Origin of the sequence: Variovorax sp. Varisp85 (assembly GCF_047304045.1) — a bacterium.
Classification (GTDB): domain Bacteria; phylum Pseudomonadota; class Gammaproteobacteria; order Burkholderiales; family Burkholderiaceae_C; genus Variovorax.
In genome coordinates this window covers 1-24,916 of record NZ_JBGLYN010000031.1, presented here as the reverse complement: position 1 = coordinate 24,916, position 24,916 = coordinate 1, and the positions used below count along the sequence as shown (strand labels likewise).

Sequence of the window (24,916 nt, the reverse complement as noted above, 5' to 3'; positions counted from 1 at the left end):
CTATTTGTAGTCGAGGGTGAAGGTGGCCGTGCCGTCCGCACGCCCCGGCGTCACCTTGTTGCCCGTCTGGTAGTAGCGCGCGGTGTACGGCAGCACATAGTCGCCATTCTTCGACGGGCCGACCAGCGTGTCTTCGCCGAACTTCACCGGCACGCCCTGGTTGTCGACCACCTGGATGCCCACGCCAGTGGCGGTGCCCGAGCCGCCCTGGGTGATCTTCAGGACGCCCTGTTCGTTCGACGGGTCCTGCGTCGCATCCATCCGCAGGTAGACGGTGTTCTGCGTGTTCTGCCCGGCCTGGCAGCTGAGCTTGATGTTGAAGTTGCGGTCGCCGGTGGTGGAGCCCCTGCCCTTGAAGTTGCTCTGGGGCACCCTCCCGAACTGCACCGAAACGTTCCGGGAGCCCAGGTCCACCGAGCATGACGGCGCGGCGATGGTGATGCCATTGCCGGAGAGCACGGTAGTCAGCATCGACACACCGTCGCCGTCACCGTAGTAGCGGGTATAGGTCCCCGAGGCCAGTGCCCCGTTTCCTGTAGCGGCCGCTGTTTTTATCAGCTCGACCTGGAACTGCGTTCCCAGCGGAAAGTAGATGTAGAAGGGTCCACGCGGAAGCCGGTGCGGGTAGTTCACGGTCAAGGTTGCGTCGATCACTCGCGACAAGCGGATGCCGATACCTGGCACCGCCGTCGAGTAGGTCGTCGGATCGCTCGGCATCGGTGCTCCCAGCAGCATCTCCCCGATGAGCGTGCCGCCGCCCCGGGTGCAGTCGAACATGTACTCCGACGTGCCCCTGGTTGGAATAGGAAACACCTTCCTCGCAATCACGGCTCCGACAGGCAGATCATTGGAAATGATCACTTTGCCCATGTCCATGGTGATGAACTTCTCCGTCGCACCTGGGTAGCGCGTGCACGCCGCCCAGGCGCCTTGCGCGCCGAGCAGCGCCGCCGCTGCTGCAACGGCGATACGCATGAGGCCAGAAGAAATGCTGTGGCTCATTCCGTTCCCTTTGGTTGTTTGTCGTTTGGCGTGGGAGCGGTTGTGGTGGTATCGCATTGCCCGCTCAGCTCGCGGATCGGCGGTGGGTTCTTTTCTTCGGGAAGGCTGTAGGACACGACACACTGGTCGGCCTTGCCAGCCCCCCACCGCACGGTCAGGCGGCCGGTGCTGCCCGCGCCGGTGACGAAAGCCTGCCCCTCGGGACCGACCACGCCGACTTCCTGGCCCGCCTCGTTCTCGACCTTCGAGCCCAGGGGCAGCATGCGGCCGCCCGGATCGGTCAGCGTCATCAGCAGGCGGAAGCCCACCGAGGTCTCGAACTTCGCGTGCACCACGGCGCCGCGCGTGGGCACCACCTCGGTCGCGGCGTTCTTCACTTCCACCGTGTCGCCGAGATCGGCCGTGCGGATGGCCAGGCGGTTCAGGCGGTACGGCGTCAGGTTGGGAACGACGGCATTGCCGGCCCGGTCGGTTGCCACGCCGGGCTGCGACTCGAAGCCCACGCCCTGCGCCCCTGGCGCCCGCACCAGCGCCACGGTTTCGCCGAGCGGCTGCGACAGCGTGACGCCGCCGCCATGGAACAGCACCCCACCGGCCATGCCGAAGGTGCTTTGGCCATAGCCGCGGCCCATCGAGTGGCCGACGTCGAAACGCCCGACCGGCGACAGGTAGCTCGCACCCGCGCTGCCGCTGTCGCTACCGCCCCGGTTCGCATGGCCGGCCGTCACGTTGTAAGTCAGGCGGCTGTCTTCGAAGGCCGAGCCATAGACGCTGGCCTGCTGGTTGACGCGGCTGCTGCCGTCGCGGGTCACGGCGTACTGGGCGCTGGCGCGGGTGTCGCCGAGCGGAACGGTCAGCGTGAACATGATCTGGCGGCTAGCCGGCCGGTTCAGGCTGGTGGTGTGGTTGTAGAACACGCTGTAGCCGAACTGCTTGTAGTTGCCCGAGTAGCCCAGCTGCACCAGCCGGTCCTTGGCAGCGGTGCCCCAGTAGCTCTGCTGGCGTGCGGACGCGTACACCGTGCCCTGGTCGCCGAGTTGCTGCGAGAGTTCGAAGCGCACCTCGTTGCGGCGGCTGTTGAACGATTCGAAGGGTTGCAGGTCCTGCATCTGCACCGCCTCCTGGAAGGTGCGGTAGCCGCTGGTCGAATAGCGGTAGCCGGCCACGCGGAAATTGGTGCCCGAATCGAGAAAGGCTTTCGAATAGAGGAAGCGCAGCGATTGCCCGCCGTATGTCCTCACGCCTTGGGCGCGGGTGCGGTCGGTGGTGCGCGCGCTCGACAAGTCGACCGACACGGCCCCGAAATCGCGCAGGTTCTTGCCCACGCCCACGAGCAGCGACTGGTACATGTTCGCCATCAGCGCGCCGCCGTAGAGCGAGAACTCGTTGCCCAGGCCGCGCGCCAGCGTCGCCTGCATGAAAGACGGCTGCGAGAGGGAACGCCGCATGCCCGGTGTGCCGCCGTGATAGCCGTTGCGGTATTTGCCCGCGGTGGCCGAATAGCGCCAGGTACCTTCGCGCAGCAGCGTGGGCACGGCCGAGAAGGCCTGGGTGTACCGGGTCTGCCGGCCGTCGGCCTCGACGATGGTCACCTCGAGGTCGCCGCTCGACGCGGTCGGATAGAGGTCGTCGATGACGAACGGGCCCGGCGCCACGAAGGTGCTGTAGACGACATAGCCGTTCTGGCGCACCGTGACGCGTGCGTTGGTCTGCGCCACGCCGCGGATGGTGGGCGCATAGCCTTGCTGGCTGTCGGGCAGCATCGCATCGTCGGACGACAGCTGCACACCGCGAAACGGCAGGCTGTCGAAGAAGTTGCCCGGCGTGTTGCCGTCGCCGATCAGCAGCCGGCCGTGGATGGAGGCGAGGTCGCGTTGCGCGTAGGTGCTGATGCCCTGCCAGCGGCTGCGGCCGTCGATGCCCCGGTTGTAGGTCGAGAAGTGGCGCAAGCGCCAGTCGCCGTGGTTGAAGCCGGCGCGCAGGCCCGCGAACAGGGTGTTGCGCTGGAGGATGTTCCTGTTGCGATCGGCAAAGGGGTTGCCGTCGAACACGTTCTGCGGCACCGCAAAGGGGTTGGCATCGTTGCGGTAGCGGTTGCCGCTGTAGCGCGCGAAATTCAGCTGGTAGTCGAACATGCCGGCGGTGATGCCCCTGTCCCATTTCTCGGGACCGACCGCGCCGCGCGCCGAGCGCTTCAGCGCCGCCTGCGGAATGCTGACGAACAGGCGCTGCTTGCCGCCGTCGTAGGTGAACGCCGCATCGGGAATGGTCGCAGCCAGGTCGACGCAGGCATCTTCCGCAACGTTCGCCAACGCGGGGAACACCGCCACGTTGACACCCCAGTCGTCGAGCATGGGGCGCGTGAGGCAGGGCACGGCGTCGTTCCTCCCATTCTTCTCGACGAAGCGGATTTCGGTCTGTCCGGCGCCGCGTTCGTTGAGCGACACGTCGACCATGTACTTGCCGGCCAGCACGCGGTTGCCGAAGGAGAAAAGCGACAGGTCCGCATGCGGCTGGTCGCCGCCGATGCCGAGGAACTCTTCATTGAAGCTGGAGCCGGCCACCTGCTGCTGCGCATGGCCGGGCAGGCCCACGGCGCCCAGCAAGGCGGCGCATATCGTCGGCCGGAACAGCGCGTGGAAAGCGGGTGAGCAACGCATGGCGGTTCATCCCTCGCGTCTCAAGGCTTCGCACTGCGCGCGGGCAGCGGGACCGGCTCGGCCTGCACGGCCACCGGCTCGGCACCTGCGGGCACCTTGACGAACTCTTCGGGCGACTCGCCGCCGTAGTCGTTGAGCGTGGTGAAGTTGACCTGGACCGCCTGCGGCGTCTTCACGGCGCTCAGCGGATACGCCATTTCGCCGAACGGCGGCACCATGTCGGCATTGATCAGCTGCTGGCCGTCGTTGACGTTCAGCGCGGTGAAGGTCACGTGATAGGCCGTGGGGTTGCCGACCTTGAGCACGGCGCCCTGCCCCTGCGCACCGGCGCCGACCGCCCACTTGAGCTGGGCGCGCGATTCCTCGGGCTTGCCCGCGAGCTTCGCAGGCCGGTAGAACAGCTTGATGCGGCTGCGCACCGCAATCTGCAGCACGTTTTCTTCCTTCGGCTTCTCGGGAATCTCCTTGACGTTGAGCCAGAACACCGACTCGCGGTCGGCCGGCAGTTCGCCGCCCACTCGCATGATGCGCAGGATGTTTTCCATGCCGGGGTCGAGCCGCGACAGCGGCGGCGTGACGAGCAGCGGGGTCTTGTTCCTGCCTTCGCCGGCATCGATCCAGGCCTGGACCACGTAGGGCGTGGTGCCGGTGTTCTTCACCGGAATGGAAGCTTCGCGGTCCTTTTCACCGAGGATCACGCGGGTGCCGCCGAGCATCACGCCCGCGCCGGCCGGCCACTGGAGACCCAGCATCAGCAGGACGGCAAGAGCCCAGCGGAAGCGATTGTTGCTGCACATGAGAAAAAGTCCTTGGCGCGAGCGAGATGCGCAACGCACGCACCCCGGCACGGCGGCGCATCGCGGCACCGCCGAGAAAACGGGAAAGAGGGAAATGCCGGCGCCGGCCGGGGACGCGGGGTCCGGGCTCGGCGCCGGCGAAGGGGGCTACTTACTTGTAGGCAACCGTGAACTGCGCGACCGAGTTGGCCGGGCCGACCGTCACGGCCGTGCGGGTCGCGACGTACGCAGCCTGGAACTTCAGCGAGTTGTCACCGAGGCCCAGGACGTATTCGCCGGACGGCGAACCCAGCGCGATCTTGGTGCCGGCGGAATCGCCAAGCTCGATCGCCACGCCCGAAGCCGCGCCCACGCCCACCTGGCCAGAGTTGGCCACGCGCAGATAGCTGGCGTCGTCGAGGTCGGCGGTGCCCGAGAAGGTCACGGTCGCACCCTTGGCGGTCGCGCCGCAACCCAGCAGGTCGATCGTGAAGTGGGCGGGCGTGGACTTCTTGCCGATCGTCGCGGTGCTCACGGGCGGCGTACCGCTGACAGTGCCGAACACGGTGCGCGAAACCTTGCCCAGCGGCACGGTCATGTTCTGGCTGTTGGGCGAAATCGAGCAAGGCGCGTCGACGATCTCGCCGGTGAAGTTGACGGTGCCGTCCGCGGCGAAAGCGCCTTGCGACAGCATGCCGGCCACGGCCAGCGTTGCGAGTTTGACGAAGATGGTCTTTGGCATTTGCGTTCCCTGAGTATTGATATGACTATGTAACTACCTGCATTTCGGCAAGGCAGCCGCAGTCTAGGGACTCAAAAACGCAAAATGGGTGAAGTTAGTGGAGTTAACTATAGTTAATAGTCTCTTTCGAATAACCGTGAAATAAACCCCCGCTACTGGAAATCGGGACGCTATTCGTCAGTCACCTGCAGCACCAGCTTGCCGAAGTTCTCTCCGGCGAACAGCTTGTTGAGCGATTCCGGGAAGGTGTCCAGGCCCTTCACCACGTCTTCCTTGCTCTTCATGCGCCCGTCTTTCAGGTAGCCGGCCATTTCGGCGACGGCGATGTGATAGCGGTCGGCGTAGTCGAACACCACGATGCCTTCCATGCGCGCGCGGTTGACCAGCAGGCTCAGGTAATTCTTCGGGCCGGCCGCCGGCATGCTGTTGGCGTTGTTGTACTGGCTGATGGCGCCGCAGATGATGATGCGGGCCTTGCGCGCGAGCCGCGCCAGCACCATGTCGAGGATCTCGCCGCCGACGTTGTCGAAGTAGATGTCCACGCCCTTCGGGCAATGAGCCTTGAGGCCTTCGCGCACTGCACCGGCGCCGGCCTTGTAGTCGATGCAGGCGTCGAAGCCCAGCTCCTTTACCACCCAGTCGCACTTGGCGGCGCCGCCGGCAATGCCGACCACGCGGCAGCCCTTGATCTTGGCCAACTGGCCCACGGTCTGGCCCACGGCGCCGGCCGCGCCGGAAACCACCACCGTTTCACCGGCCTTGGGCATGCCCACGTCCATCAGGCCGAAGTAGCCAGTCATGCCGGGCATGCCCAGCACGTTGAGCCACTGGGTGATGGTGCCCACGCGCAAGTCGATCTTCACCAGGCCGTTGCGCTTGACTTGGTCTTCGGGGATCAGGATGTATTCCTGCACGCCCAGCGTGCCGTACACGGTGTCGCCCACCGCGAACTGCGGGTTCTTGGAGGCAATGACGCGGCCGACGCCGCCGGCGCGCATCACTTCGTCGATGCCCACGGGCGGGATGTAGCTCTTGGCGTCGTTGAGCCAGCCGCGCATGGCCGGGTCGAGCGACAGCGACAGCGTCTTGACCAGCATGCCGCCCTCGGCCGGCTCGCCGACGGGTTCGGTGGTGAATTTCCAGTTCTCGCGCGTGGCCGCGCCTTCGGGACGTTTGGCGAGGCGGACCTGGTGGTTGGTGAGGGGGCTGCTCATGGTGTCTCCTTGACCTTGAATGCCGGACGCTGGCACGGAGGCGCATCGTAGCCGCGGGCCACAGGCGCGCTGGTAGCGCAGGCGACAGCACCCGCCGGCCCGCCAGCTCCGCCGGGCGTCAGGCCAGCCGGACGACGATCTGCAGCCCGGGCTCGGCGTTGCGCACGGTCAGCTCGCCGCCGTGCGCTTCGGCGATCAGCCTGCACAGGTACATGCCAAGGCCAACGCCGCCGGTGGCGCGCGCCCGCGCGCCGTCGGTGCGGTAGAAGGGTTCGGTCAGGCGCCCGAGCTGTTCGACGTCCACGCCGGGGCCGTGGTCGCGCACCTCGATCTCGATGCCCTGCTTCTTGCCGTCGAGTACCGCGCGCAGCGACACGCACGGCGGCCGCGGTGCGTCGGCGCTGTAGCGCAGCGCGTTGTCCAGCAGGTTGCGCACCAGCAGGCGGATGCGCATGCGGTCGACGGCATGCGGCGGCAGGCCATCGGCCAGGTCGAGGTGCACGTGCTGCGCACCAGGCATCTCGGCCACGATCTCGCGGATCAGCGCCGCCAGGTCGACCGGCTCGCGCAGCAGCGCCACGTGCGGGCTCGCGAGGCGTTCGCTTTCGAGCAGGTCGCTGATGAGGTCACGCATCTCGTTCAAGTCACGCAGCAGTGCCTCGCGCTCTGCCTGGCCTTCGGGCGTAGCCGGCAGCAGCTCGGCATTGAGGCGCGCGCGCGTGAGCGGCGAGCGCAGTTCGTGGCTCAGCGCGAGCAGCAGGCCGCGCTTGGCATCGAGCATCGCCTGGATGTCGTCGGCCATGGTGTTGATGTGCTGCGCGAGGTCGCCCAGGTCGTCGTTGCGGCGCACCGGAATGGGCTGTGTGAACTCGCCGCGGCCGAAGCGCTGCGCGCCTTCGCGGATGTCGATCAGCGGCCGCAGCAGCCGGCTCACGTAGGCATATGCCAGCAGCACGCAGGACAGCAGCACGCCCAGCGTGGCCCAGCCGATGACCCGCGGCGCGAGCTGCCAGAGCTTGGGCGCCCAGCCGAAGATCACGCGGTGTCCGTCGGTAGTGGGTCGGATGAACCACTTGTCGCCTCCGAACGCCTCTTCGCGGTCGTGCATCCAGCCGCCCGGGCTGCTCGCGCCGCGGGGGTTGGAGTCCCAGTTGACCTTGGGGCCGACGATGCGGATGGTGATCGGCAGCCGCGCCACCAGCGCCTGCGCCCGCGCCACGTCGGGCGGCGTGCCGATCTCCGCGACCAGGCGGTCGGTGTAGTCCGTGAGCATCGGCTTGGCGGCCTCGGCCCAGCCGGTGGAAAAAGACTTCTTCATGCCGACCATGAAGACCGCCGCCATCACCAGCGCGAGCATCACGAACATCATCACCAGCCGTATGCGCAGCGAGCGGCGCCAGCGGCGCTTGCCCTGCACCTTCTCGTGCCACTGGGCATGCCATTGCCTGTGCAGCTCGTCACGGCGGCAGGCCATTTCGCGCCACGCCTTGCGCAAACCTCCCCGGCGAGATCTCATGCGAGCTCGCTGCGCGCAACCGCCAGCGCGTAGCCGGCGTTGCGCAGTGTCTTGATGCAGTCCAGTGGCTCGAGCTTCTTGCGCAGCCGGCTCACCACGATGTCGACCGCACGCGTGTAGAGCTCGGCCTCGTGGCCACGCAGGCGGTTGAGGATGTCGTCGCGGCTGAACACCTTGCCGGGCTCGGCCGCCAGCAACGCCAGCAGTTCGAACTCGGTGCCGGTGAGCTCCACGCGCTCGCCGTGGCGCAGCACCTGGCGTCGGTCGAGGTCGATAGCCAGGCCGTCGAACACGCGATGCTGCGTGCCGTTGGCCACTGCCTGCGGCGCGGCGCTGCGCTGGCGGCGCAGGATGGTCTGCACGCGCGCCACCAGTTCGCGCGGCTCGAACGGCTTGGGCACGTAGTCGTCGGCGCCGAGTTCGAGGCCGACCACGCGGTCCATGACCTCGCCGCGCGCGGTGAGCATCACGATGGGAATGTCGCTTTCCTTGCGGATCTCGCGGCACAGCTCGAAGCCGTCCATCTCGGGCAGCATGACGTCGAGGATGGCGGCGTCGTAGGTGCCGGCACGCAACTTTGCGAGGCCTTCGCTCGGGCGAACGGCGCTTTCCAGTGTGCAGCCGAAGCGTGCGAAGTAGGTGGTCAGCGGCGCGGCGAGATGTTCGTCGTCGTCGATCAGCAGGATGCGCGGCATGGCGGGATTGTGCCTCCGGACAAGAAGGTGGCGAATGACCTCGCTGACCATCAGACCCGCCGGCATCGCAGCGCCCAGGTCAGGCCCGTCACGAGGATGGAAAGCAGCAGCGCGTGGTAGACCACGTCGGGCACCGTGCGCGGGCCGATGCCCGCGATGATGGTGCCGAGCCCGACCAGCGTGCCCAGCAGCGCGAAGCCCTGGCCGAAGATGGCCGCGCGGCGCGCATGGTGGGGCCGCAGCCAGGTCTCGACCGAGGCCAGCACCAGCACGGCGGCGATCACCGCCTCTGCGGTGCGGGCTGCCGAATGCGCGTAGCCGGGCGCGAGGAACCCCGCATGCACCATCGACGCGATGCCCAGCGCGAGCGCCTCTGTCAGCATCCATGCGCGCGCGGCAGGCGCGTGCATGGCATAGGAAGCGCCGCCGTCGCGGCTCACCATGGATCAGCCTTGCCGATGCGGCCCAGGTGCGTGGCGGCGAAGCCGGTCGCGTATTTGAGCCCGTAGCCGAGCGCGTGGTCCATGCCGATGTGGGCCAGCCAGATCAGGCTGCCGGCCACCGCCCACGGCATGGCCGCGAACACGCCGAGCGCCAGCAGCAGCACCGGGCCGACGTACGAGTGCGCGGCGTTGTAGAGCGCCGCTCCCGTGCGCGGTCCCGCGAGGTAGCCCAGCAGCGACAGATCGGGCGCGAGCAGCCACAGCGCGAACACGCCCCAGCCCGCCCCGAACCGGGCGTAGGCGGCGAGCGCCACGCCCAGCACCACTGCGCCTTCGAGGCGCAGCAGGGTGCGCACGCCGCCCGCGGCTACCGCCGCGGCCTCTTCGGGAGACACCGTGGAACCGGCTTCGCCGGGCCACTGGTGTCGCCCCCGGAGAGGGGGGTGGCGCAGCGACACGAAGTGCGCAAAACCTGGAGGTGAGCCGGGTTCAGCCACGGTGACTCCAGCGGCGGCCGCCGCGCTCCATGAAGTCGCGTACCTTCTGCTGTTGCGCCGCATTCAGGTTGTCATAGAAGTCGGCGGCGGCGGCAATGATCTCGGGGCTGCCGTTGCGCACGGCGGTGGTCTTCTCGTCGACCAGGCGCGCGGCGCCGGCCTGGTCGAGCTTGTTGCCCGCGAACAGCGCCTTGAACTGCGAGCGCGGGTCGCCCGAGCCGCCGGCGCCGCGCATGGCTTCGCGCTGCGCCTGCAGCTTCTCGGCGAGCACGGTGAGCTTCTGCTTCTGGTTGGCGTCGAGTTCGAGCTTGCTGCCCACGCGCTCGACCATCTTCGCGCGGAAGTCGGCGCTGTCGCCGTCCCAGCCATGTCGCTGGCCGGCGCAGCCGGCAATGCTGCCGGCGACCATCGCGGCGCCCGCGAATCCGAAAAGAGTGCGTTTGATCCAGTGCTTCATGATGATTCCTTGCTCGCCCTCGAGTCGCCCGAGGGCATCGTTGGGGGGAGGTCTTACAGCCGGCTGCTCTTGGCGCTGGCGGCTGCGGCGCGCGCGTCGACGGGGTTCTGCATCGTCGAGACGACCCGGCTGTTCACGCGCGAGCTGGACGTCACGTTCTGGTCGGGTGCGGCGGCGGCGCGCACGGCTTCGGCGACGACGCGTGCGCGCTCGGTCGACACGGCCATGCCCTCTGCGCCGCGCGAGCCGCGCACCACGTTCTGGTCGGGTGCCGATGCGGTACGCACGGCTTCGGCGTTGACGTCGGCGCGGCTCTTGGCCGACACGGCGGGTTGCACGCCCTCGTAGCTTTCGGCCTTGGCGCCCGCGGCGGCGAGCATGGCGAAGGAGCCGACGGCAACGAGCTGGGTCAGGGAGAGAGATTTCATGATGCAGGTCTTTCTTTCGGGGTTGAAGAGAAGACCTGATCGTGCTCGCGGCGCTGCCGAAAGTCCTTTCGCCGCGGTTTCGGCGTGTTTCGTTTCTTTTCACCCGCCGCCGGACGCGGATGAAAAGTACGCTCAACCCGCCATGGCTGCGGCGGGATCGTCCGATTCGAGAACGCCCTTCGCCCACGCTTCGAGCTTGCCGGTGTCGGCGCGCAGCACCTCCTGCTTGACCGCGAGGATGCGCGAGGGATGCATCGAGAAGCTGCGCAGGCCCAGGCCCAGCAGCAGCCGCGTGAAGGCCACGTCGCCCGCCATCTCGCCGCACACGGCCACGCCCTTGCCCTGCCGCCGGCACTCGGCGATGGTGTCGGCCACGAGGCGCAGCACCGCCGGGTGCGCGGGGTCGTAGAGGTGCGCCACCGACTCGTCGGCGCGGTCGATGGCCAGCGTGTACTGGATCAGGTCGTTGGTGCCGATCGACAGGAAGTCGAAGTGCTTCAGGAAGATGCGCAGCGTGAGCGCGGCCGCGGGAATCTCGATCATGGCGCCGAGCTTCACCGGGCCGTACACCGCGCCGCGGTTGTCGAGCTCGGTGCGCGCGAAGTCGATCAGCGACAGCGTCTGGCGGATCTCGCTCGCGTGCGCGAGCATGGGAATCAGCAGGTGGATCTCGCCGTGCGCCGCAGCGCGCAGGATGGCTCGCAGCTGCGTGAGGAACATCGCCGGGTCGGCCAGGCTCCAGCGGATGGCGCGCAGGCCGAGCGCGGGGTTCAGGTGCTCCTGCTTGTTGGCCGATTTGCCGTCCAGCGGCTTGTCGGCGCCCACGTCGATGGTGCGGATGGTGACGGGCATGCCCTGCATGCCCTCGACCGCGCGCTTGTAGGCCTGGTACTGCTCCTCTTCGTCGGGCAGGCGGGTCTGGCGCGTGGTCGACTCGCGGCCCATGAAGAGGAATTCGCTGCGAAACAGCCCCACGCCCACCGCGCCGGCCTTGACGGCGCCCACGGTGTCTTCCGGCATCTCGATGTTGGCGAGCAGCTCCACGCGCTGGCCGTCGAGCGTGACGGCGGGCTTGTGGCGCAGCCGCGCGAGCCGGCCGCGTTCGAGGTCGCCCTGGCGTTGCTTGAAGCCGTATTCGGCCAGGATGATCGGAGAAGGGTCGACGATCACCACGCCGGCGTCGCCGTCGATGATGACCCAGTCGTCCTGGCGCACCAGCTGGCTCGCGGTGCGCGCACCGACCACGGCCGGGATGTCCATGCTGCGCGCCACGATGGCGGTGTGCGAGGTGCGACCGCCCACGTCGGTGACGAAGCCGGCGAACACGCTCTTCTTGAACTGCAGCATGTCGGCCGGCGAGAGATCGTGCGCGATGAGCACCAGCGGCACGTCGATGCCGTCGCCCGCGGTGGGATCGTCGTTGTCGTTGTCGTCGTCCTGGGAGGTGGCGCGCTTGCGGCGAGGCGGGCTCGGCGCGAGCACGGCGGCCGTGCCCTTCATGCGGTGCAGCAGGCGCTCGACCACCTGCTCGAGGTCGGCCTTGCGCTCGCGCAGGTACTCGTCCTCCATCTCGTCGAACTGGCGCGCGATGATCTCGAGCTGCGTGGTCAGCGCCCATTCGGCGTTGTAGAGCCGATCGGTGATCCAGTGCTTGACGCCGCCGGTGAGGACCTCGTCCTGCAGCAGCATCTGGTGCACCTCGAGCAGCGCCGAGAGTTCGTGCGGCGTGTCGTTCGGGCCCATCTGCGCAACGCTGGCCTGCAGCTTGGTGAGCTCGTCGGCCACCGCGTTGCGCGCGGTGCGCACGCGGTCGATCTCGGTCTCGATTTCTTCAGGCTTGATGAAGTAGTGGGCCACGTCGATGCGGCTCGACACCACCAGCACCGCGCGCCCGATGGCAATGCCACGGGCGACGGGAAGGCCGTGGACTGCAAAAGTCATGGGACGGTCCTTATTCGCCTTCGCCGAACTTGTCGTCCATCAGGAGCACGATGGCGTTCATTGCTTCATCTTCCTGCTCGCCGTTGGTTTCGAGCTCGACGGTGCTGCCCAGTCCGGCGGCCAGCATCATGACACCCATGATGCTCTTGGCGTTGATGCGGCGGTCGCCGCGGGAGAGCCACACCTCGCAGGGAAAGCTGCCTGCGAGCTTGGTCAGCTTGGCCGACGCGCGTGCATGCAGGCCCAGCTTATTGCTGATGGTCACGGATTTCTTGATCACTGTGCTTTCTTTTTGCCTGGTTCTGGGGAGCCGCCACCGCCACCTGCATGACGCCGGCGGTGCCGCCCGCGAGGGCGCGCTGCACCAGCGTATCCAGGGGCTCGTGCCGATAGGTGACGGCGCGCAGCAGCATCGGAAGATTGACCCCCGCCACCAGCCGCGACCGGACGCCGTCCACCAGCTTCTGCGCCACGTTGCAGGGCGTGGCGCCGAACACGTCGGCCAGCACCAGCACCTGCGAGCGCGGCGTGTGCAGCTGCTGCGCGAGCGTGATGCGCGCGGCGGCCAGCGTTTCTTCGGGCGACACGTTGGGCAGGACGTCGAGCGCGACGATGGCCTGCTCGCAATCGGGAAACACATGCAGCGCGCACTGCCGCAGCGCGTGCGCGAACGGTGAGTGGGCGATGATGAGGATGCTGTTCATGCGAGGCGGAGGGCGACGCATCGATTATGCGGGGGCGCCCAGGGGAAGTAGATATACGACACAACGCAGCAGCCCCGAAAAACGGACAGTGCCGCCAGCCGGGTAGCTATCAGAACCATAGCAGATCGGCCTTCATGGAAGCCGCAAGCTCTCGAAGAAGGTTTTCGATGCTTCGGGCGAAGAAGGCTTGCCCAGCACGGTGGCCTGGTAGAGCGCCACGGTGCCGTCTTTCTGCGACTGGGCAAACCAGAGCACCTGTACCGGCGCCGATGCGCCCTGCTGCTGCTGCCGCGGCTGGGCATCGAGCCGCAGCGGCGCCGGCGCGGCGGTCGCGCGCTGGACGCTGGCGGGAGTTTCCGCCACCTGCGCCTCGCCCAGCTGGCCGCGGGTGGCGGCGTGCCATGCGCGGAGCCAGGCCTCGGCCTGCTCGGGGCCGCTGGCGGAGGCGTGCGCGATGGCGAAGGTCGCACCGCCGGCTTCGCAGCCCGTCATGTCGACCTGCACCGATTCGGCACCCAGCGGCAGCGCGCGGTTCGCCCGGTCGGCCTTGCAGGGCAGCAGCACGATCAGGCCGGATTCGGCGACCGGCACTTCGCGCCAGTTGAAGGTCGGGCTGCAGGCGGCGACCAAGGCTGCCGCTGCCAGCACGAACCGGGAATGGAGGACGGGAGACGGCATCGGAGAACGATTATCGAGCCGCGCCCAGGCGCCGCGAGCACGATCCGGCGGGCGGAACTAAAATCGCGCCGCCCTTGTCTTCCGTGTTGCCATGAAGAAATACATCGCCGCTGCCGCCGTCGTCCTCGCATTGGCCGCCGGCGTGGGCGTGTACCTCGGCTCCGGCGCCACCGCCGCACCGGCCTCTACCTTCGTGCTGCTCGACGGCACGCAAAAGAGCACGGCAGACCTGAAGGGCAAGGTCACCCTGGTCAATTTCTGGGCCACGAGCTGCGTGACCTGCGTCGGCGAAATGCCCAAGGTCATCGCGACCTACGACAAGTACAAGGCACAGGGCTACGACACGTTGGCAGTGGCCATGAGCTACGACCCGCCGAGCTATGTCGTCAACTTCGCGCAAACGCGCAAGCTGCCGTTCAAGGTGGCGATCGACAACACCGGCAGCGTGGCACAAGCCTGGGGCGACGTGAAGCTCACGCCGACCACTTACCTGGTCAACAAGCGCGGCGAGATCGTGAAGCGCTATGTGGGCGAGCCCGATTTCGCCGAACTCCACAAGCTGATCGAGAAGCTGCTGGCCGAGGCCTGATCTTCCGCTCCTCCCGCAAGAAGGCGCTCCCGAAAGAGCGCCTTTGTTTTTTTTCGCGAGGCGACGGCTTACTGGTTGCGAAAGCTGTCGTGGCAGGCCTTGCAGCTCGCTGCGGTCGGACCGAACTGGGCCTTGAGCGCGTCGAGATTGCCGGCCTTGGCGGCAGTCACCAGCTTGGCGGTTTCGGCGATCAGCTTCTCCTGGCGCTCCTTGAACTTGGCGTCTTCCTTCCAGATTTCGGGCTTGGCCTTGCCGCCCTCGGTGCTGGCGCCGAAGGCCGTCCACGGCAGCTTTGCCATGTCGGCGACCATTTCGGCGTTGGCCGCGGCAGCCGAGGCGTCGTAGGGCGCGCGTCCGTTGGCCATGGCGCCTAGGCGGCCGAAATGCTGGCTCATCACGAACAGCGCGCTCTGGCGGTACTTGATGGCGTCCTCGGACTTGGCGAACTGCGCTGCAGCGGGCAGGGACAGGACAGCGCAGGCGGCTGCAAGGGCGAACGGAGCAAGTCGGGTCATCGGGGGTCCTCATTGTGGGGAAAATGCCGTCGAGCGCGGCGCAGCGGCCGAGTGTAGGGGCTGCCTGCGACAGCCGCATAGCAACAACCCGAAGCAGGCCGGGGCCTGGACTTTGCTAATCTGCGCCTTCCGCAGCATTGCGCCCCGCGCCCTTCTCGATGACCGATTCTTCCGTGGCTGCCTTCCCGGCGGCCTCAGGCTCCAGCGCCCGCACGCGGGTCTGGGACCTGCCGACACGCCTTTTCCACTGGGCGCTGGCCGCAGCCGTCATCGGCATGATCGGCACCGGGTTGAACGATGCCATGGAATGGCACTTCCGCCTGGGGTACGCGGTGCTCGCGCTGCTGTTGTTCCGGCTGCTCTGGGGCTTCGTGGGCGGACGCTGGTCACGCTTTGCAGCCTTCGTCTACGGCCCGGGTTCGATGGCGGCCTATCTGCGCGGACGAGCGCGCCCGGACCATCTGATCGGGCACACGCCTCTGGGCGCACTGTCGGTGTTCGCGGTGCTGGCGATCCTGGCCTTGCAGGTGGCAACCGGGCTGATGGCGGACGACGAAATCTCGGCATCGGGGCCGCTCACGCGTTTCGTCTCGGGCGAGCTCGTGAGCCTGGCCACCGGTTGGCACAAGGCGCAGGGCAAGTGGATCGTGATCGCCCTCGTGAGCCTGCACCTGCTCGCGGTGCTGTTCTACGTGCTGGTCAAGCGGCACCGACTGGTGCGGCCGATGGTGACGGGCGACAAGCTGGTTTCCGCCGAGAACGCCGAGGTGGCGCCGAGCCGCGACGACGCGGCGTCGCGCTGGCTGGCGCTGGTGCTGTTCGCACTGTGCGCGGGCGTGGCGTATTGGGTTTCCTCGCTGCGCGTATGAGCTTTTCTGTTTCACGCCCCCTGCCGCTGTCGGACATGCCGGCGGTCGTGCTGCTCACACCCGAAGAAGCTCACGAGATCGAGGCCACACGCGCGATCTTCCGCGACTACGCGGCCTCGCTGGACATCGACCTGGACTTTCAGGATTTCGACGGCGAACTGGCGCAACTGCCGGGCGAATACGCCGAACCGCGCGGCCTGCTGCTGCTGGCGCTGGTCGATCCGGCCAACGTGAAGGAAGACGCCGGGCGCGAGGCGCCGACCCTGCGGCGCGCCGACGGCACGCTGGCGCATGTGGCGGGGTGCTGCGCGCTGCGCCCGCTCGACAGCGCGGACTACGCGAACGCCGCCGAGATGAAGCGCCTGTATGTGCGCCCCGGCTTCCGCGGCCTGGGCCTGGGCCGGCAACTGGCCGAGGCGATCCTCGATGCCGCACGCAGCGCGGGATATGGCTGCGTGCTGCTCGACACACTCGACGACATGGAATCGGCGCGCGCCCTCTATGAAGACCTGGGCTTCGCAGAGGTACCACCCTACTATCACAACCCCGTCGCCGGGGCCCACTACCTGAAAGTGGAGCTTTAGCTCGACCCCAGGCTGCGCGCACTTCGTGTCGCTACGCCCCCTGCCGGGGGTGGGCGGGGAGGCCCCTCGAAGGATCCGGATTTATTTAACCGCGGGCTTGGGCCAGCAGCGTGTCGGCGTCGCTGACTTCGAACTTGCCCGGTCCTTCGACGTTGAGCGTCGCGACCTTGCCATCCTTCACGAGCATCGAGTAGCGGTTGCTGCGCAGGCCCATGCCGCGGCCGGTCAGGTCCAGCGTGAGGCCGGTGGCCTTGGCGAAGTCGGCGCTGCCGTCAGCCAGCATGCGCACCTTGGTGCCAGTCTTCTGGTCGCGCGCCCAGGCGCCCATCACGAAGGCATCGTTCACGCTCACGCACCAGATCTCGTCCACGCCAGCGGCCTTGAAGTCGTCGAAGTGCTGCACGTAGCCCGGCACGTGCTTGGCCGAGCAGGTGGGCGTGAAGGCGCCGGGCAGCGCGAACAGCGCGATGGTCTTGCCCGCCGAAGCCTTGGCCACGTCCACGGCGTTCGGGCCGATGCTGCAGCCTTCGCCCTCGACTTCGGAATATTCCTGCAGGGTGGCCGAGGGAAGGGTGTCGCCGACTTTGATCATTGAAAGTGCTCCTGAAAAAGAAAAACGGCCCACATTGTGGGCCGTTTCCGGATGGGCTGTAGCGAGCCGGGGAGATCAGACCAGAACGGCCTTCTCGACCAGACGGGTCACGACCCAGTTCTTGGTCTTCGAGATCGGACGGCTTTCCGTGATCTCGATGGTGTCGCCCAGCTTGTACTCGCCCTTTTCGTCATGGGCGTGGTACTTGCTCGTCTTGGCCACGATCTTGCCGTACAGCTCGTGCTTCACACGGCGCTCGACCAGCACGGTCACGGTCTTGGCACGCTTGTCGCTGACCACCTTGCCGATCAAGGTGCGCTTGAGGGATTTTTTAGGTTCCGTCATGTTCACTCCTTACTTGGCGGCGGGGGTTTCTTGCTGCTTCTGAGCAAGAATGGTCTTTGCGCGAGCGATGTCGCGACGCGTCACGCGCAGCGTCGAGGTGTTCGACAGCTGTTGCGTGGCCTTCTGCATGCGCAGACCGAAATGGGCCTTCTGCAGATCCTTGATTTCGGCTTGCAGGCCTGCGACGTCCTTCGTGCGCAGGGTTGCGGCCTTCGTCACCTTGGCCGGAGCCGCGGTTTCTTTTTTCTTACGGGTTGCCATCAGTGTTCTCCTCTCAGGCGCCGAGCTGGCGAGCGACGAACGTCGTACGCAGCGGAAGCTTGGCGGCGGCCAGGCGGAACGCTTCGCGGGCGAGTTCTTCGGGCACGCCGACGATCTCGAACACGATCTTGCCAGGCTGGATTTCGGCGACGTAGTACTCGGGGTTGCCCTTACCGTTACCCATCCGCACTTCAGCGGGCTTGGTAGAGATCGGCTTGTCCGGGAACACGCGGATCCAGATACGGCCACCGCGCTTCACGTGACGCGAGATCGCGCGGCGAGCGGCTTCGATCTGGCGCGCCGTGAGGCGGCCGCGGTCGGTGCATTTGAGACCGAAGTCACCGAACGCAACCGAGTTACCCGTGGTTGCGATGCCGGTGTTGCGGCCCTTTTGTTCCTTGCGGAACTTTCTGCGTGCAGGTTGCAGCATGTTTTGTTACTCCGTAGTTCTAAGACCGATCACTCGGTCTTGGCACCGTCAGCTGCTGCAGCTGGCGCGGCTTTGCGGACGCGCTTAACGGCGGGTTTCGAGTCACCGGCACCGCCGGTTGCTTCTGCAGGCTTGTCGCTGCCATCGGCCGGAGCGGTGTTGCCACCGATCGGGCCGCGAGCACCGGCGCGCGGGCCGGGACCACGACGGTCCGAACCCGGACGGTCGCCACCCGGGCGGCCATCGCGGCGCGGACCACGCGGACGACGTTCTTCTTCGGGACGCGGCGTTTCGACGGCCGGCAGGTCGTTGCGACCCAGCGTGTCGCCCTTGTAGACCCAGACCTTGACGCCGATGACGCCGTAGGTGGTCTTGGCTTCCGAGGTGCCGTAATCGATGTCGGCGCGCAGGGTGTGCAGCGGCACGCGGCCTTCGCGGTACCACTCGGTACGCGCGATTTCGATGCCGTTCAGGCGGCCAGCCGACATGATCTTGATGCCCAGGGCACCCAGACGCATGGCGTTCTGCATGGCGCGCTTCATGGCGCGGCGGAACATGATCCGCTTTTCGAGCTGCTGCGTGATGCTGTCGGCGATCAGCTGCGCATCGATTTCGGGCTTGCGCACTTCTTCGATGTTGACTGCAACCGGCACACCGAGCTGCTTGCCCAGTTCGCGCTTGAGGTTCTCGATGTCTTCGCCCTTCTTGCCGATCACGACGCCCGGACGTGCCGAGTAGATCGTGATGCGTGCGTTCTTGGCGGGACGTTCGATCATGACGCGCGAGACCGAAGCGTTCTTCAGCTTCTTCTTCAGGTATTCGCGAACCTTGATGTCTTCGGCCAGCATGCCCGCGAAATCGCGGTCGCTTGCGTACCAGCGGCTGGACCAGTTACGGGTGACCGCAAGGCGGAACCCGGTTGGGTGGATTTTCTGTCCCATATTTCTTCCAGGCCTTCTTAGTTGCCGACCGTCACGTACACATGGCACGTGGGCTTGCTGATGCGATTGCCGCGACCCTTGGCCCGAGCGGTGAAACGCTTGAGCGTTGCACCTTGCTCGACGTAGATGGTCTTGACCTTCAGCTCGTCGATGTCGGCACCGTCGTTGTGCTCGGCGTTGGCAATCGCCGACTCGAGCACCTTCTTGATGATCACAGCGGCCTTTTTCTGCGTGAATTGCAGAACGTTGAGCGCTTGATCGACCTTCTTGCCGCGGATCAGGTCCGCGACCAGACGGCCCTTGTCGACCGACAGGCGGACACCGCGGAGGACTGCACGTGTTTCAGACATGGTCGTTCCTTACTTCTTCTGGACTTTTTTGTCCGCGGGGTGCCCCTTGAACGTACGCGTGAGCGCAAATTCGCCGAGCTTGTGGCCGACCATCTGGTCGGTGATGTACACGGGCACGTGTTGCTTGCCGTTGTGCACAGCGATGGTCAGACCGATGAACTCGGGCAGAACCATCGAGCGGCGCGACCAGGTCTTGATCGGCTTCTTGTCCTTGGTCGTCACGGCCTTGTCGGCCTTGGCCACGAGGTGATGGTCGACGAAAGGACCCTTTTTGAGAGAGCGAGTCATTGGCTATCCCTTACTTCTTGCGACGCGACACGATGAAGACCTGCGTGCGCTTGTTGTTACGGGTGCGATAGCCCTTGGTCAGATTGCCCCATGGGTCGACAGGATGGCGGCCTTCGCCAGTCTTGCCTTCGCCGCCACCATGCGGGTGGTCGACCGGGTTCATCACCACGCCGCGAACGGTCGGGCGGATACCCATGTGACGCTTCACACCGGCCTTGCCGAGTTGGCGCAGGCTGTGCTCTTCGTTGGCCACTTCGCCGATGGTTGCACGGCATTCGATGTGGATGCGGCGCACCTCACCCGAACGCATGCGGACCTGGGCGTAGACGCCTTCGCGAGCCAGCAGCGTGGCCGACGTGCCGGCCGAACGCGCGATCTGCGCGCCCTTGCCGGGTTGCAGTTCGATGCAGTGGATCGTCGAGCCGACCGGAATGTTGCGGATCGGCAGGGTGTTGCCGGCGCGGATCGGGGCTTCAGCGCCCGACAGCAGCGTTGCACCAGCTTCCAGACCGCGCGGGGCGATGATGTAGCGGCGCTCGCCGTCGGCGTAGCACACCAGGGCGATGTGGGCGGTGCGGTTCGGGTCGTACTCGATGCGTTCGACCTTGGCCGGGATGCCGTCCTTGTTGCGCACGAAGTCGACAACGCGGTAGTGGTGCTTGGCACCGCCGCCACGATGACGGATCGTGATGTGGCCGTTGTTGTTGCGGCCGGCCTTCTGGAACTGGGGTTCCAGCAGGGGAGCGTGAGGAGCACCCTTGAACAGGTGGTCACGCGAGATCTTCACCGCGCCGCGTTGGCCCGGCGAAGTGGGTTTCATCTTGATGACGGCCATGATTAAGCGCCTTCCCCGACGAGGTTGAGCTCTTGACCGGGCTTCAGGGTCACATAGGCCTTGCGAACGTTGTCGCGGCGGCCGATGGACTTGCCAAAGCGCTTGGTCTTGCCCTTGGTGTTGAGCACCGACACGCCCTGGACTTCGACCTTGAACATCAGTTCGACAGCGGCCTTGATCTCGGGCTTGGTGGCGTCTTGCAGCACCTTGAAAGTGACAGCGTTCGACTTCTCGCCGACCATCGTGGCCTTTTCGGACACGATCGGGGCGACCAGCACCGCCATCAGGCGGCCTTCTTCGAACGTACGTTCAGCGGCGGTAGGGTTCACGCGGCTCATGCGAACATCTCCTTGAGCTTGTCGACGGCACCCTTGGTGACCAGCACCTTCTTGTAGTGAACCAGCGACACCGGATCGGCGTAGCGGGGTTCGACCACGAGAACGTTCACCAGATTGCGCGAGGCAAGGTACAGGTTTTCGTCGACTTCTTCGGCGATCACGAGCACGGACTCGAGATTCATTGCCTTGAAACGGGCTGCCAGCGGCTTCGTCTTGGGCGAATCCACGGTCAGCGAATCCACCACGGCCAGACGGCCTTCGCGAGCGAGCTGCGAGAAGATGGCGGCCATGCCGGCGCGGTACATCTTCTTGTTGATCTTCTGCGAGAAGTTTTCGTCAGGCATGTTCGGGAAGATCCGGCCACCCCCGCGCCACAGCGGCGAGGACGTCATACCGGCACGGGCGCGACCCGTTCCCTTTTGCTTGAAAGGCTTCTTGGTCGAGTGCTTGACCTGCTCGCGGTCCTTCTGGGCGCGCGTGCCTTGGCGGGCGTTGGCCTGGAACGCAACGACGATCTGGTGGACCAGGTCTTCGTTGTAGTCACGGCCGAACACGGTCTCGGGGGCGTCGTACTTCGACGCGGCCTGGCCTTGTTCGTTCAGGAGTTCGAGTTCCATTACTTCGCTCCTTCAGCCGCTTGCGGCTTGGCCTTGATGGCGGGACGCACGGTGACGAAGCCACCCTTCGAACCCGGAATCGCGCCCTTGATGAGCAGCAGTTGACGTGCTTCGTCGATGCGGAACACGTCGAGGTTTTGCGTCGTGCGCGTGACGTCGCCGAGGTGGCCCGTCATGCGCTTGCCGGGAAACACGCGACCGGGGTCTTGTGCCATGCCGATCGAGCCGGGAACGTTGTGCGAACGGCTGTTACCGTGCGACGCGCGTTGCGAGCTCATGTTGTGGCGCTTGATCGTGCCAGCGTAGCCCTTACCGATGGAGGTGCCTTGCACGTCCACCTTCTGGCCCACGGAAAACACGCTGGCTGCCGCAATCACGCCGCCAGCCTTGTGCTGACCTGCGGTTTCTGCGGTAACGCGGAATTCCTGGATGATTTCGCCAGCTTCGACACCCGCCTTGGCGAGGTGGCCGGCTTCGGGCTTGGTCACGCGCGATGCTTTGCGCGAACCGAACGTCACCTGCAGGGCGACGTAGCCATCGGTCTCTTGGGACTTGATCTGGGTCACACGGTTGTTGGACACATCCACCACCGTGACAGGAACTGCGTCCCCGTCATCGGTGAAGAGACGCATCATCCCCACCTTGCGGCCCAGCAACCCGAGGGAGTTGCTCAGACTCATTTGTTTTCTCCAAAAATGGAAGACTTCCTTCGCCGCTGCCACTTCAATTGGCGACAGCGTTTGGCCGATTCCCCAAGGTTCCCGGCCCGCGAAAGAAGGTTGATAAATCTCTGCCCGAACTACACCCGCATGGACGCACCAAGGGCAGAGCCAGCGATTATAGCCCGCGGCGCGGGCCCATTGCAAGGGCGATTGTTGCGCCTGTTTGGGGCCCTATTTGGGCTCTTTTGGCTCTTTGGCGGGCAAGGAGATGATCTTTTCGCCCTCGTCGGACGATTTCACCTCGCCGGCACCCTTCATGGCCGGCACCGCCGATCCGGTCTGCACAGGGATCGCGACGATGCTCATGGCGCCGTTCTGCGTGACAAAGACGTTCAGGTAGGCAAGGCCCTCGCGGTCGCTCGTCACCGTGGCGGTGGCGGTCGTACGCTGGCCGGCCGGGAGAGCCAGGCTGCTGCTCGTCGTCAGGGTCAGGCCGGCATCCGTCGTCAGGCGCGCGGTGGCCCCGGCCGGATCGCTCACGCCGTCGAACTGCAGAACGACAGAAACCGGCCGGCCGATCTGGGCCCTGCCGTCGACCCTGTACTGGATCACGACACCGGAATCATTGGGCTTGCGCGCCGCGACCGTCATGGCCGCATGGCGCGAAGAAGCAGCGTGCTTGGCCGCTCGGGGCGCGGGCACGCCGTCCGCGAAAACCGGCGCCGACGTGGCAGCGAGCGTCAGCCATGCCGCAGCGGCAATCATCGATCTGGAACGGGGGTTCATGGTGGCCTTCCTCACCGCTATTGAATGGTTACGTTGAAACACGTGCTAGCAGCGGAGTTATTGAGATCGTTGACAACCAGGACATAGTCGCCGGCCGAAAGGTTGACCGAACTGGTATTGCGGCTCACCACACCACCTTTGTAGATCGCGAAATTGGTGCTGGCACCCACCGGCGGGGAGACCACGAACTGGTAACTGCGGCTAGCCGGAGCCGTAAACCTCAAGTACGCAAAGCTGCCCAGCTTGTTGCCATCGCGCTGCGGATCGGCGGCATTCGTCACACAAGCTTGTGTAATCGAGCCGCCGATCGCTGCCGGCTTGTACATCGGCAGCACGATCGGCAAGCCGCCATCATTGCTTTCCGATGAGCCATAGGCATCGCTGCTGCCCGCTATGTTCTGCCCCGCCAGCAGCGCAGCCAGCGCCTGCGCACTGCCCGGCGCCGTCGTATTGAATGCCGCCGCGAACGGATGGATCGACGTGACCGGCGCACCACTGCGGAACTGGAACCCCGTCATCGTGTCGTGGATCGGCTTGAACCCGACCTGCTGGTTGAGATTCCAGAAGATCGACTGGATCGAGGATTCGCGGAACCAGCCCGGGTTGGATGCCGGCCCCCTCGTGAGGTCGAGGCTGCCGCCCTGGGCCTGGCCGGGCCCACCCGAATCGACATAGTTGCTCCGCCCCAACGCGATGCCCGACCAGCCGTTGCCCCATCCTTCGGAGAAGGCAAGCCGGCGATCGATGAGCTCGCTCGTGGAATGGGCGCCGCCCGTCGAATCGTCCCGGCTGAAGGAGGCCTGGTAGTAGTGCCCCCACTCGTGCGCGATCACCGGCGCATCGAATTCGTCGGTGTCCACATCCTCCTTGCCGAGCACATAGATTTCCGCCCCCGAACTCCTGCCGACGAAGAACGTGGTGCCGATCTGTCCCAGCGCGATGCTTCCGCTGTGGTTCGTGTTGTTGACGCTCCAGAACACCTTCAGCGACGGAAACGCCGTCGCCGGCGCCACCGACAGCACCTTCTGCATCGCGGTGTAGATCGTGTCCATCACGGCGAACGGCCCGGACACGCGCTGGCTGGTGTAGCTCGATCCACCCCAGCCGCTGCCGGCGCGCAGATCGCGGGTGAGTGCCGCACCTCCCGTGGAGAACGCCGACGACTGCATGGAATAGATCGCGTTCGACTGAGTGTTGTCGCGCACGGTGACGTCCCAGCTCGGCGCCGAGCCGGTGCGGGTCAATTGGGCCCGCACCCGAACGATGACGGCCGTGTTCGCCGGAACGGTCACAGCATAGGCGCCACCGTCATCTGTGGAGGTCGTGACCAGCTGGCTGCCGCTGGTGGCATTGAGCACTTCGACAAAGGCGCCACGCACCGGCCTGACAGAGGTGTCGGCGTACACGAGAGGGCCATTCGGATTGGGCACAAACTCATAGGTAGCCATACCGCTCAAAGCGACTTGCGTCGCCGCGGCGGGAGCAACAGGCAGAAAGGGAAGGCCGCCCCCACCTCCGCCTCCGCCGCCGCCGCAGGCGGTCAACAACGCCGCCGTGATGCACGCCATCAAACCCGACGCAAAAGAGATGCCTTGTCTCATAGCTGTGCTGCCCTCGTTTCAGCTGCATTGCGCCCCGCCCCATGGGGGCCGCAGACCGGCGAGGATGCCACATTCGTGAGACAAAAAACAAAGCCCGCCTGCATTTCTGCAGGCGGGCTTCGTCAGTAACCGCGGCGCGAAGCCGAATGGATTACTGCAGCTTGATTTCGACGTCCACGCCGGCCGGCAGGTCGAGCTTCATCAGCGCGTCCACGGTCTTGTCGGTCGGGTCGACGATGTCCATCAGGCGCTGGTGCGTACGGATTTCCAGCTGGTCGCGCGACGTCTTGTTGACGTGCGGCGAACGCAGGATGTCGAAGCGCTTCATGCGGGTCGGCAGGGGCACGGGGCCCTTGACGATCGCGCCGGTGCGCTTGGCGGTGTCCACGATTTCAGCGGCCGACTGGTCGATCAGCTTGTAGTCGAATGCCTTCAGGCGGATGCGGATTTTTTGCTTGGTAGCCATGGTGATTCCTTTGCGTCCGGCTTAGATGTCGAGGATTTTCGCCACGACGCCCGAACCCACGGTGCGGCCGCCTTCGCGGATGGCGAAGCGCAGG

The 24,916-nt window shown here is 66.1% G+C and carries 33 protein-coding genes and 1 pseudogene; 3 read left to right on the top strand and 31 right to left on the bottom strand.

The genetic code is table 11. From position 1 onward, the window contains the following. From ACCC97_RS14345 to ACCC97_RS14275, 15 genes are all read right to left on the bottom strand, one after another. Nucleotides 1-1,002, bottom strand: a complete 1,002-nt coding sequence (locus tag ACCC97_RS14345) for a fimbrial protein (protein WP_007830156.1) — start codon at nucleotides 1,000-1,002, stop codon at nucleotides 1-3. After that, nucleotides 999-3,662 carry a fimbria/pilus outer membrane usher protein gene (locus ACCC97_RS14340; RefSeq protein ID WP_413333422.1) on the bottom strand — a complete coding sequence of 888 codons (2,664 nt, stop codon included), beginning with the start codon at nucleotides 3,660-3,662 and terminating at the stop codon, nucleotides 999-1,001. The genes ACCC97_RS14345 and ACCC97_RS14340 overlap by 4 nt, the downstream gene beginning before the upstream one ends. 20 nt (nucleotides 3,663-3,682) lie before the next feature. Then, nucleotides 3,683-4,459 (bottom strand): molecular chaperone, encoded by a 777-nt coding sequence (locus ACCC97_RS14335; RefSeq protein WP_413333420.1) that lies wholly within the window; start codon nucleotides 4,457-4,459, stop codon nucleotides 3,683-3,685. A gap of 151 nt (nucleotides 4,460-4,610) precedes the next feature. Then, on the bottom strand, nucleotides 4,611-5,180 hold the full coding sequence (locus ACCC97_RS14330; RefSeq protein WP_007830143.1) for a fimbrial protein: 570 nt from the start codon (nucleotides 5,178-5,180) through the stop codon (nucleotides 4,611-4,613). A gap of 170 nt (nucleotides 5,181-5,350) precedes the next feature. After that, nucleotides 5,351-6,394 carry an NADP-dependent oxidoreductase gene (locus tag ACCC97_RS14325; protein ID WP_413333417.1) on the bottom strand — a complete coding sequence of 348 codons (1,044 nt, stop codon included), beginning with the start codon at nucleotides 6,392-6,394 and terminating at the stop codon, nucleotides 5,351-5,353. Between the two features lie 118 nt (nucleotides 6,395-6,512). Next, nucleotides 6,513-7,868, bottom strand: a complete 1,356-nt coding sequence (locus tag ACCC97_RS14320) for an ATP-binding protein (protein ID WP_413316132.1) — start codon at nucleotides 7,866-7,868, stop codon at nucleotides 6,513-6,515. A 38-nt stretch (nucleotides 7,869-7,906) separates the two neighbouring features. Further along, nucleotides 7,907-8,605 (bottom strand): response regulator transcription factor, encoded by a 699-nt coding sequence (locus tag ACCC97_RS14315; RefSeq protein WP_413333415.1) that lies wholly within the window; start codon nucleotides 8,603-8,605, stop codon nucleotides 7,907-7,909. 50 nt (nucleotides 8,606-8,655) lie between these two features. After that, nucleotides 8,656-9,048 carry a hypothetical protein gene (locus ACCC97_RS14310; protein WP_413333413.1) on the bottom strand — a complete coding sequence of 131 codons (393 nt, stop codon included), beginning with the start codon at nucleotides 9,046-9,048 and terminating at the stop codon, nucleotides 8,656-8,658. Next, the gene (locus ACCC97_RS14305; protein WP_413316130.1) at nucleotides 9,042-9,443 is read right to left on the bottom strand and encodes a DUF4260 domain-containing protein; all 402 of its coding nucleotides are present in this window, start codon (nucleotides 9,441-9,443) and stop codon (nucleotides 9,042-9,044) included. Before ACCC97_RS14305 ends, ACCC97_RS14310 begins: the two co-directional genes overlap by 7 nt. Nucleotides 9,444-9,537: 94 nt before the next feature. Beyond that, nucleotides 9,538-10,002, bottom strand: a complete 465-nt coding sequence (locus ACCC97_RS14300) for a Spy/CpxP family protein refolding chaperone (protein WP_413316129.1) — start codon at nucleotides 10,000-10,002, stop codon at nucleotides 9,538-9,540. A gap of 53 nt (nucleotides 10,003-10,055) precedes the next feature. Next, a complete protein-coding gene (locus tag ACCC97_RS14295; protein WP_413316128.1) occupies nucleotides 10,056-10,430 on the bottom strand; it encodes a DUF4148 domain-containing protein in 375 nt (124 codons plus the stop codon). 132 nt (nucleotides 10,431-10,562) lie between these two features. Next, entirely contained in the window at nucleotides 10,563-12,371 is a 1,809-nt protein-coding gene (gene ptsP, locus ACCC97_RS14290; RefSeq protein WP_413333411.1) for a phosphoenolpyruvate--protein phosphotransferase, read from the bottom strand. A gap of 10 nt (nucleotides 12,372-12,381) precedes the next feature. Continuing rightward, on the bottom strand, nucleotides 12,382-12,651 hold the full coding sequence (locus ACCC97_RS14285) for an HPr family phosphocarrier protein (protein ID WP_007838156.1): 270 nt from the start codon (nucleotides 12,649-12,651) through the stop codon (nucleotides 12,382-12,384). Then, nucleotides 12,620-13,075 carry a PTS sugar transporter subunit IIA gene (locus ACCC97_RS14280; RefSeq protein WP_007838155.1) on the bottom strand — a complete coding sequence of 152 codons (456 nt, stop codon included), beginning with the start codon at nucleotides 13,073-13,075 and terminating at the stop codon, nucleotides 12,620-12,622. Before ACCC97_RS14280 ends, ACCC97_RS14285 begins: the two co-directional genes overlap by 32 nt. A gap of 132 nt (nucleotides 13,076-13,207) precedes the next feature. Next, the gene (locus ACCC97_RS14275; protein WP_007838154.1) at nucleotides 13,208-13,753 is read right to left on the bottom strand and encodes a hypothetical protein; all 546 of its coding nucleotides are present in this window, start codon (nucleotides 13,751-13,753) and stop codon (nucleotides 13,208-13,210) included. Nucleotides 13,754-13,844: 91 nt separating this feature from the next. Here ACCC97_RS14275 and ACCC97_RS14270 point away from each other — a divergent pair, with 91 nt between their 5' ends. Continuing rightward, entirely contained in the window at nucleotides 13,845-14,342 is a 498-nt protein-coding gene (locus ACCC97_RS14270) for a TlpA disulfide reductase family protein (RefSeq protein ID WP_007838153.1), read from the top strand. Nucleotides 14,343-14,410: 68 nt separating this feature from the next. Here the strand turns inward: ACCC97_RS14270 and ACCC97_RS14265 are convergent, their stop codons facing one another. Further along, nucleotides 14,411-14,857 (bottom strand): c-type cytochrome, encoded by a 447-nt coding sequence (locus ACCC97_RS14265; protein ID WP_007838151.1) that lies wholly within the window; start codon nucleotides 14,855-14,857, stop codon nucleotides 14,411-14,413. A gap of 158 nt (nucleotides 14,858-15,015) precedes the next feature. On the opposite strand from ACCC97_RS14265, the gene ACCC97_RS14260 reads away from it, so the two are divergent. Both ACCC97_RS14260 and ACCC97_RS14255 read left to right on the top strand, forming a co-directional pair. Beyond that, nucleotides 15,016-15,726: a cytochrome b/b6 domain-containing protein gene (locus tag ACCC97_RS14260; RefSeq protein WP_007838150.1), complete on the top strand. Its 711-nt coding sequence runs from the start codon at nucleotides 15,016-15,018 to the stop codon at nucleotides 15,724-15,726. Further along, nucleotides 15,723-16,310: a GNAT family N-acetyltransferase gene (locus ACCC97_RS14255; protein ID WP_007838148.1), complete on the top strand. Its 588-nt coding sequence runs from the start codon at nucleotides 15,723-15,725 to the stop codon at nucleotides 16,308-16,310. The genes ACCC97_RS14260 and ACCC97_RS14255 overlap by 4 nt, the downstream gene beginning before the upstream one ends. An 85-nt stretch (nucleotides 16,311-16,395) precedes the next feature. Here the strand turns inward: ACCC97_RS14255 and ACCC97_RS14250 are convergent, their stop codons facing one another. The 15 genes and pseudogenes from ACCC97_RS14250 to ACCC97_RS14180 form a co-directional block, all read right to left on the bottom strand. Further along, nucleotides 16,396-16,902, bottom strand: coding sequence for a peroxiredoxin (locus ACCC97_RS14250; protein ID WP_007838146.1), 507 nt, complete (start codon nucleotides 16,900-16,902; stop codon nucleotides 16,396-16,398). Nucleotides 16,903-16,977: 75 nt separating this feature from the next. After that, nucleotides 16,978-17,247, bottom strand: coding sequence for a 30S ribosomal protein S17 (gene rpsQ, locus ACCC97_RS14245; protein ID WP_007838145.1), 270 nt, complete (start codon nucleotides 17,245-17,247; stop codon nucleotides 16,978-16,980). Between the two features lie 9 nt (nucleotides 17,248-17,256). Beyond that, nucleotides 17,257-17,466 (bottom strand): 50S ribosomal protein L29, encoded by a 210-nt coding sequence (gene rpmC, locus ACCC97_RS14240; protein WP_056589463.1) that lies wholly within the window; start codon nucleotides 17,464-17,466, stop codon nucleotides 17,257-17,259. A gap of 55 nt (nucleotides 17,467-17,521) precedes the next feature. After that, on the bottom strand, nucleotides 17,522-17,938 hold the full coding sequence (gene rplP, locus ACCC97_RS14235) for a 50S ribosomal protein L16 (RefSeq protein ID WP_007838137.1): 417 nt from the start codon (nucleotides 17,936-17,938) through the stop codon (nucleotides 17,522-17,524). 29 nt (nucleotides 17,939-17,967) lie between these two features. Continuing rightward, nucleotides 17,968-18,879 (bottom strand): 30S ribosomal protein S3, encoded by a 912-nt coding sequence (rpsC, locus tag ACCC97_RS14230; protein ID WP_007838135.1) that lies wholly within the window; start codon nucleotides 18,877-18,879, stop codon nucleotides 17,968-17,970. Between the two features lie 17 nt (nucleotides 18,880-18,896). After that, nucleotides 18,897-19,229, bottom strand: coding sequence for a 50S ribosomal protein L22 (gene rplV, locus ACCC97_RS14225; protein WP_007838134.1), 333 nt, complete (start codon nucleotides 19,227-19,229; stop codon nucleotides 18,897-18,899). A 9-nt stretch (nucleotides 19,230-19,238) separates the two neighbouring features. After that, entirely contained in the window at nucleotides 19,239-19,517 is a 279-nt protein-coding gene (rpsS, locus tag ACCC97_RS14220; protein ID WP_007838132.1) for a 30S ribosomal protein S19, read from the bottom strand. A 10-nt stretch (nucleotides 19,518-19,527) separates the two neighbouring features. Continuing rightward, nucleotides 19,528-20,352, bottom strand: a complete 825-nt coding sequence (rplB, locus tag ACCC97_RS14215) for a 50S ribosomal protein L2 (protein ID WP_007838130.1) — start codon at nucleotides 20,350-20,352, stop codon at nucleotides 19,528-19,530. A gap of 2 nt (nucleotides 20,353-20,354) precedes the next feature. Next, entirely contained in the window at nucleotides 20,355-20,690 is a 336-nt protein-coding gene (gene rplW, locus ACCC97_RS14210; RefSeq protein WP_007838129.1) for a 50S ribosomal protein L23, read from the bottom strand. After that, nucleotides 20,687-21,307, bottom strand: a complete 621-nt coding sequence (rplD, locus tag ACCC97_RS14205) for a 50S ribosomal protein L4 (RefSeq protein WP_007838126.1) — start codon at nucleotides 21,305-21,307, stop codon at nucleotides 20,687-20,689. Before rplD ends, rplW begins: the two co-directional genes overlap by 4 nt. Further along, the gene (rplC, locus tag ACCC97_RS14200) at nucleotides 21,307-21,987 is read right to left on the bottom strand and encodes a 50S ribosomal protein L3 (RefSeq protein WP_007838124.1); all 681 of its coding nucleotides are present in this window, start codon (nucleotides 21,985-21,987) and stop codon (nucleotides 21,307-21,309) included. Before rplC ends, rplD begins: the two co-directional genes overlap by 1 nt. A 213-nt stretch (nucleotides 21,988-22,200) precedes the next feature. Next, nucleotides 22,201-22,755 (bottom strand): hypothetical protein, encoded by a 555-nt coding sequence (locus ACCC97_RS14195; protein ID WP_413333408.1) that lies wholly within the window; start codon nucleotides 22,753-22,755, stop codon nucleotides 22,201-22,203. Nucleotides 22,756-22,772: 17 nt separating this feature from the next. Beyond that, on the bottom strand, nucleotides 22,773-24,356 hold the full coding sequence (locus ACCC97_RS14190; RefSeq protein WP_413333406.1) for a hypothetical protein: 1,584 nt from the start codon (nucleotides 24,354-24,356) through the stop codon (nucleotides 22,773-22,775). Between the two features lie 151 nt (nucleotides 24,357-24,507). Continuing rightward, on the bottom strand, nucleotides 24,508-24,822 hold the full coding sequence (rpsJ, locus tag ACCC97_RS14185) for a 30S ribosomal protein S10 (RefSeq protein WP_007838118.1): 315 nt from the start codon (nucleotides 24,820-24,822) through the stop codon (nucleotides 24,508-24,510). Between the two features lie 21 nt (nucleotides 24,823-24,843). After that, a pseudogene (locus ACCC97_RS14180) lies at nucleotides 24,844-24,916 on the bottom strand (elongation factor Tu); the annotation flags it as partial.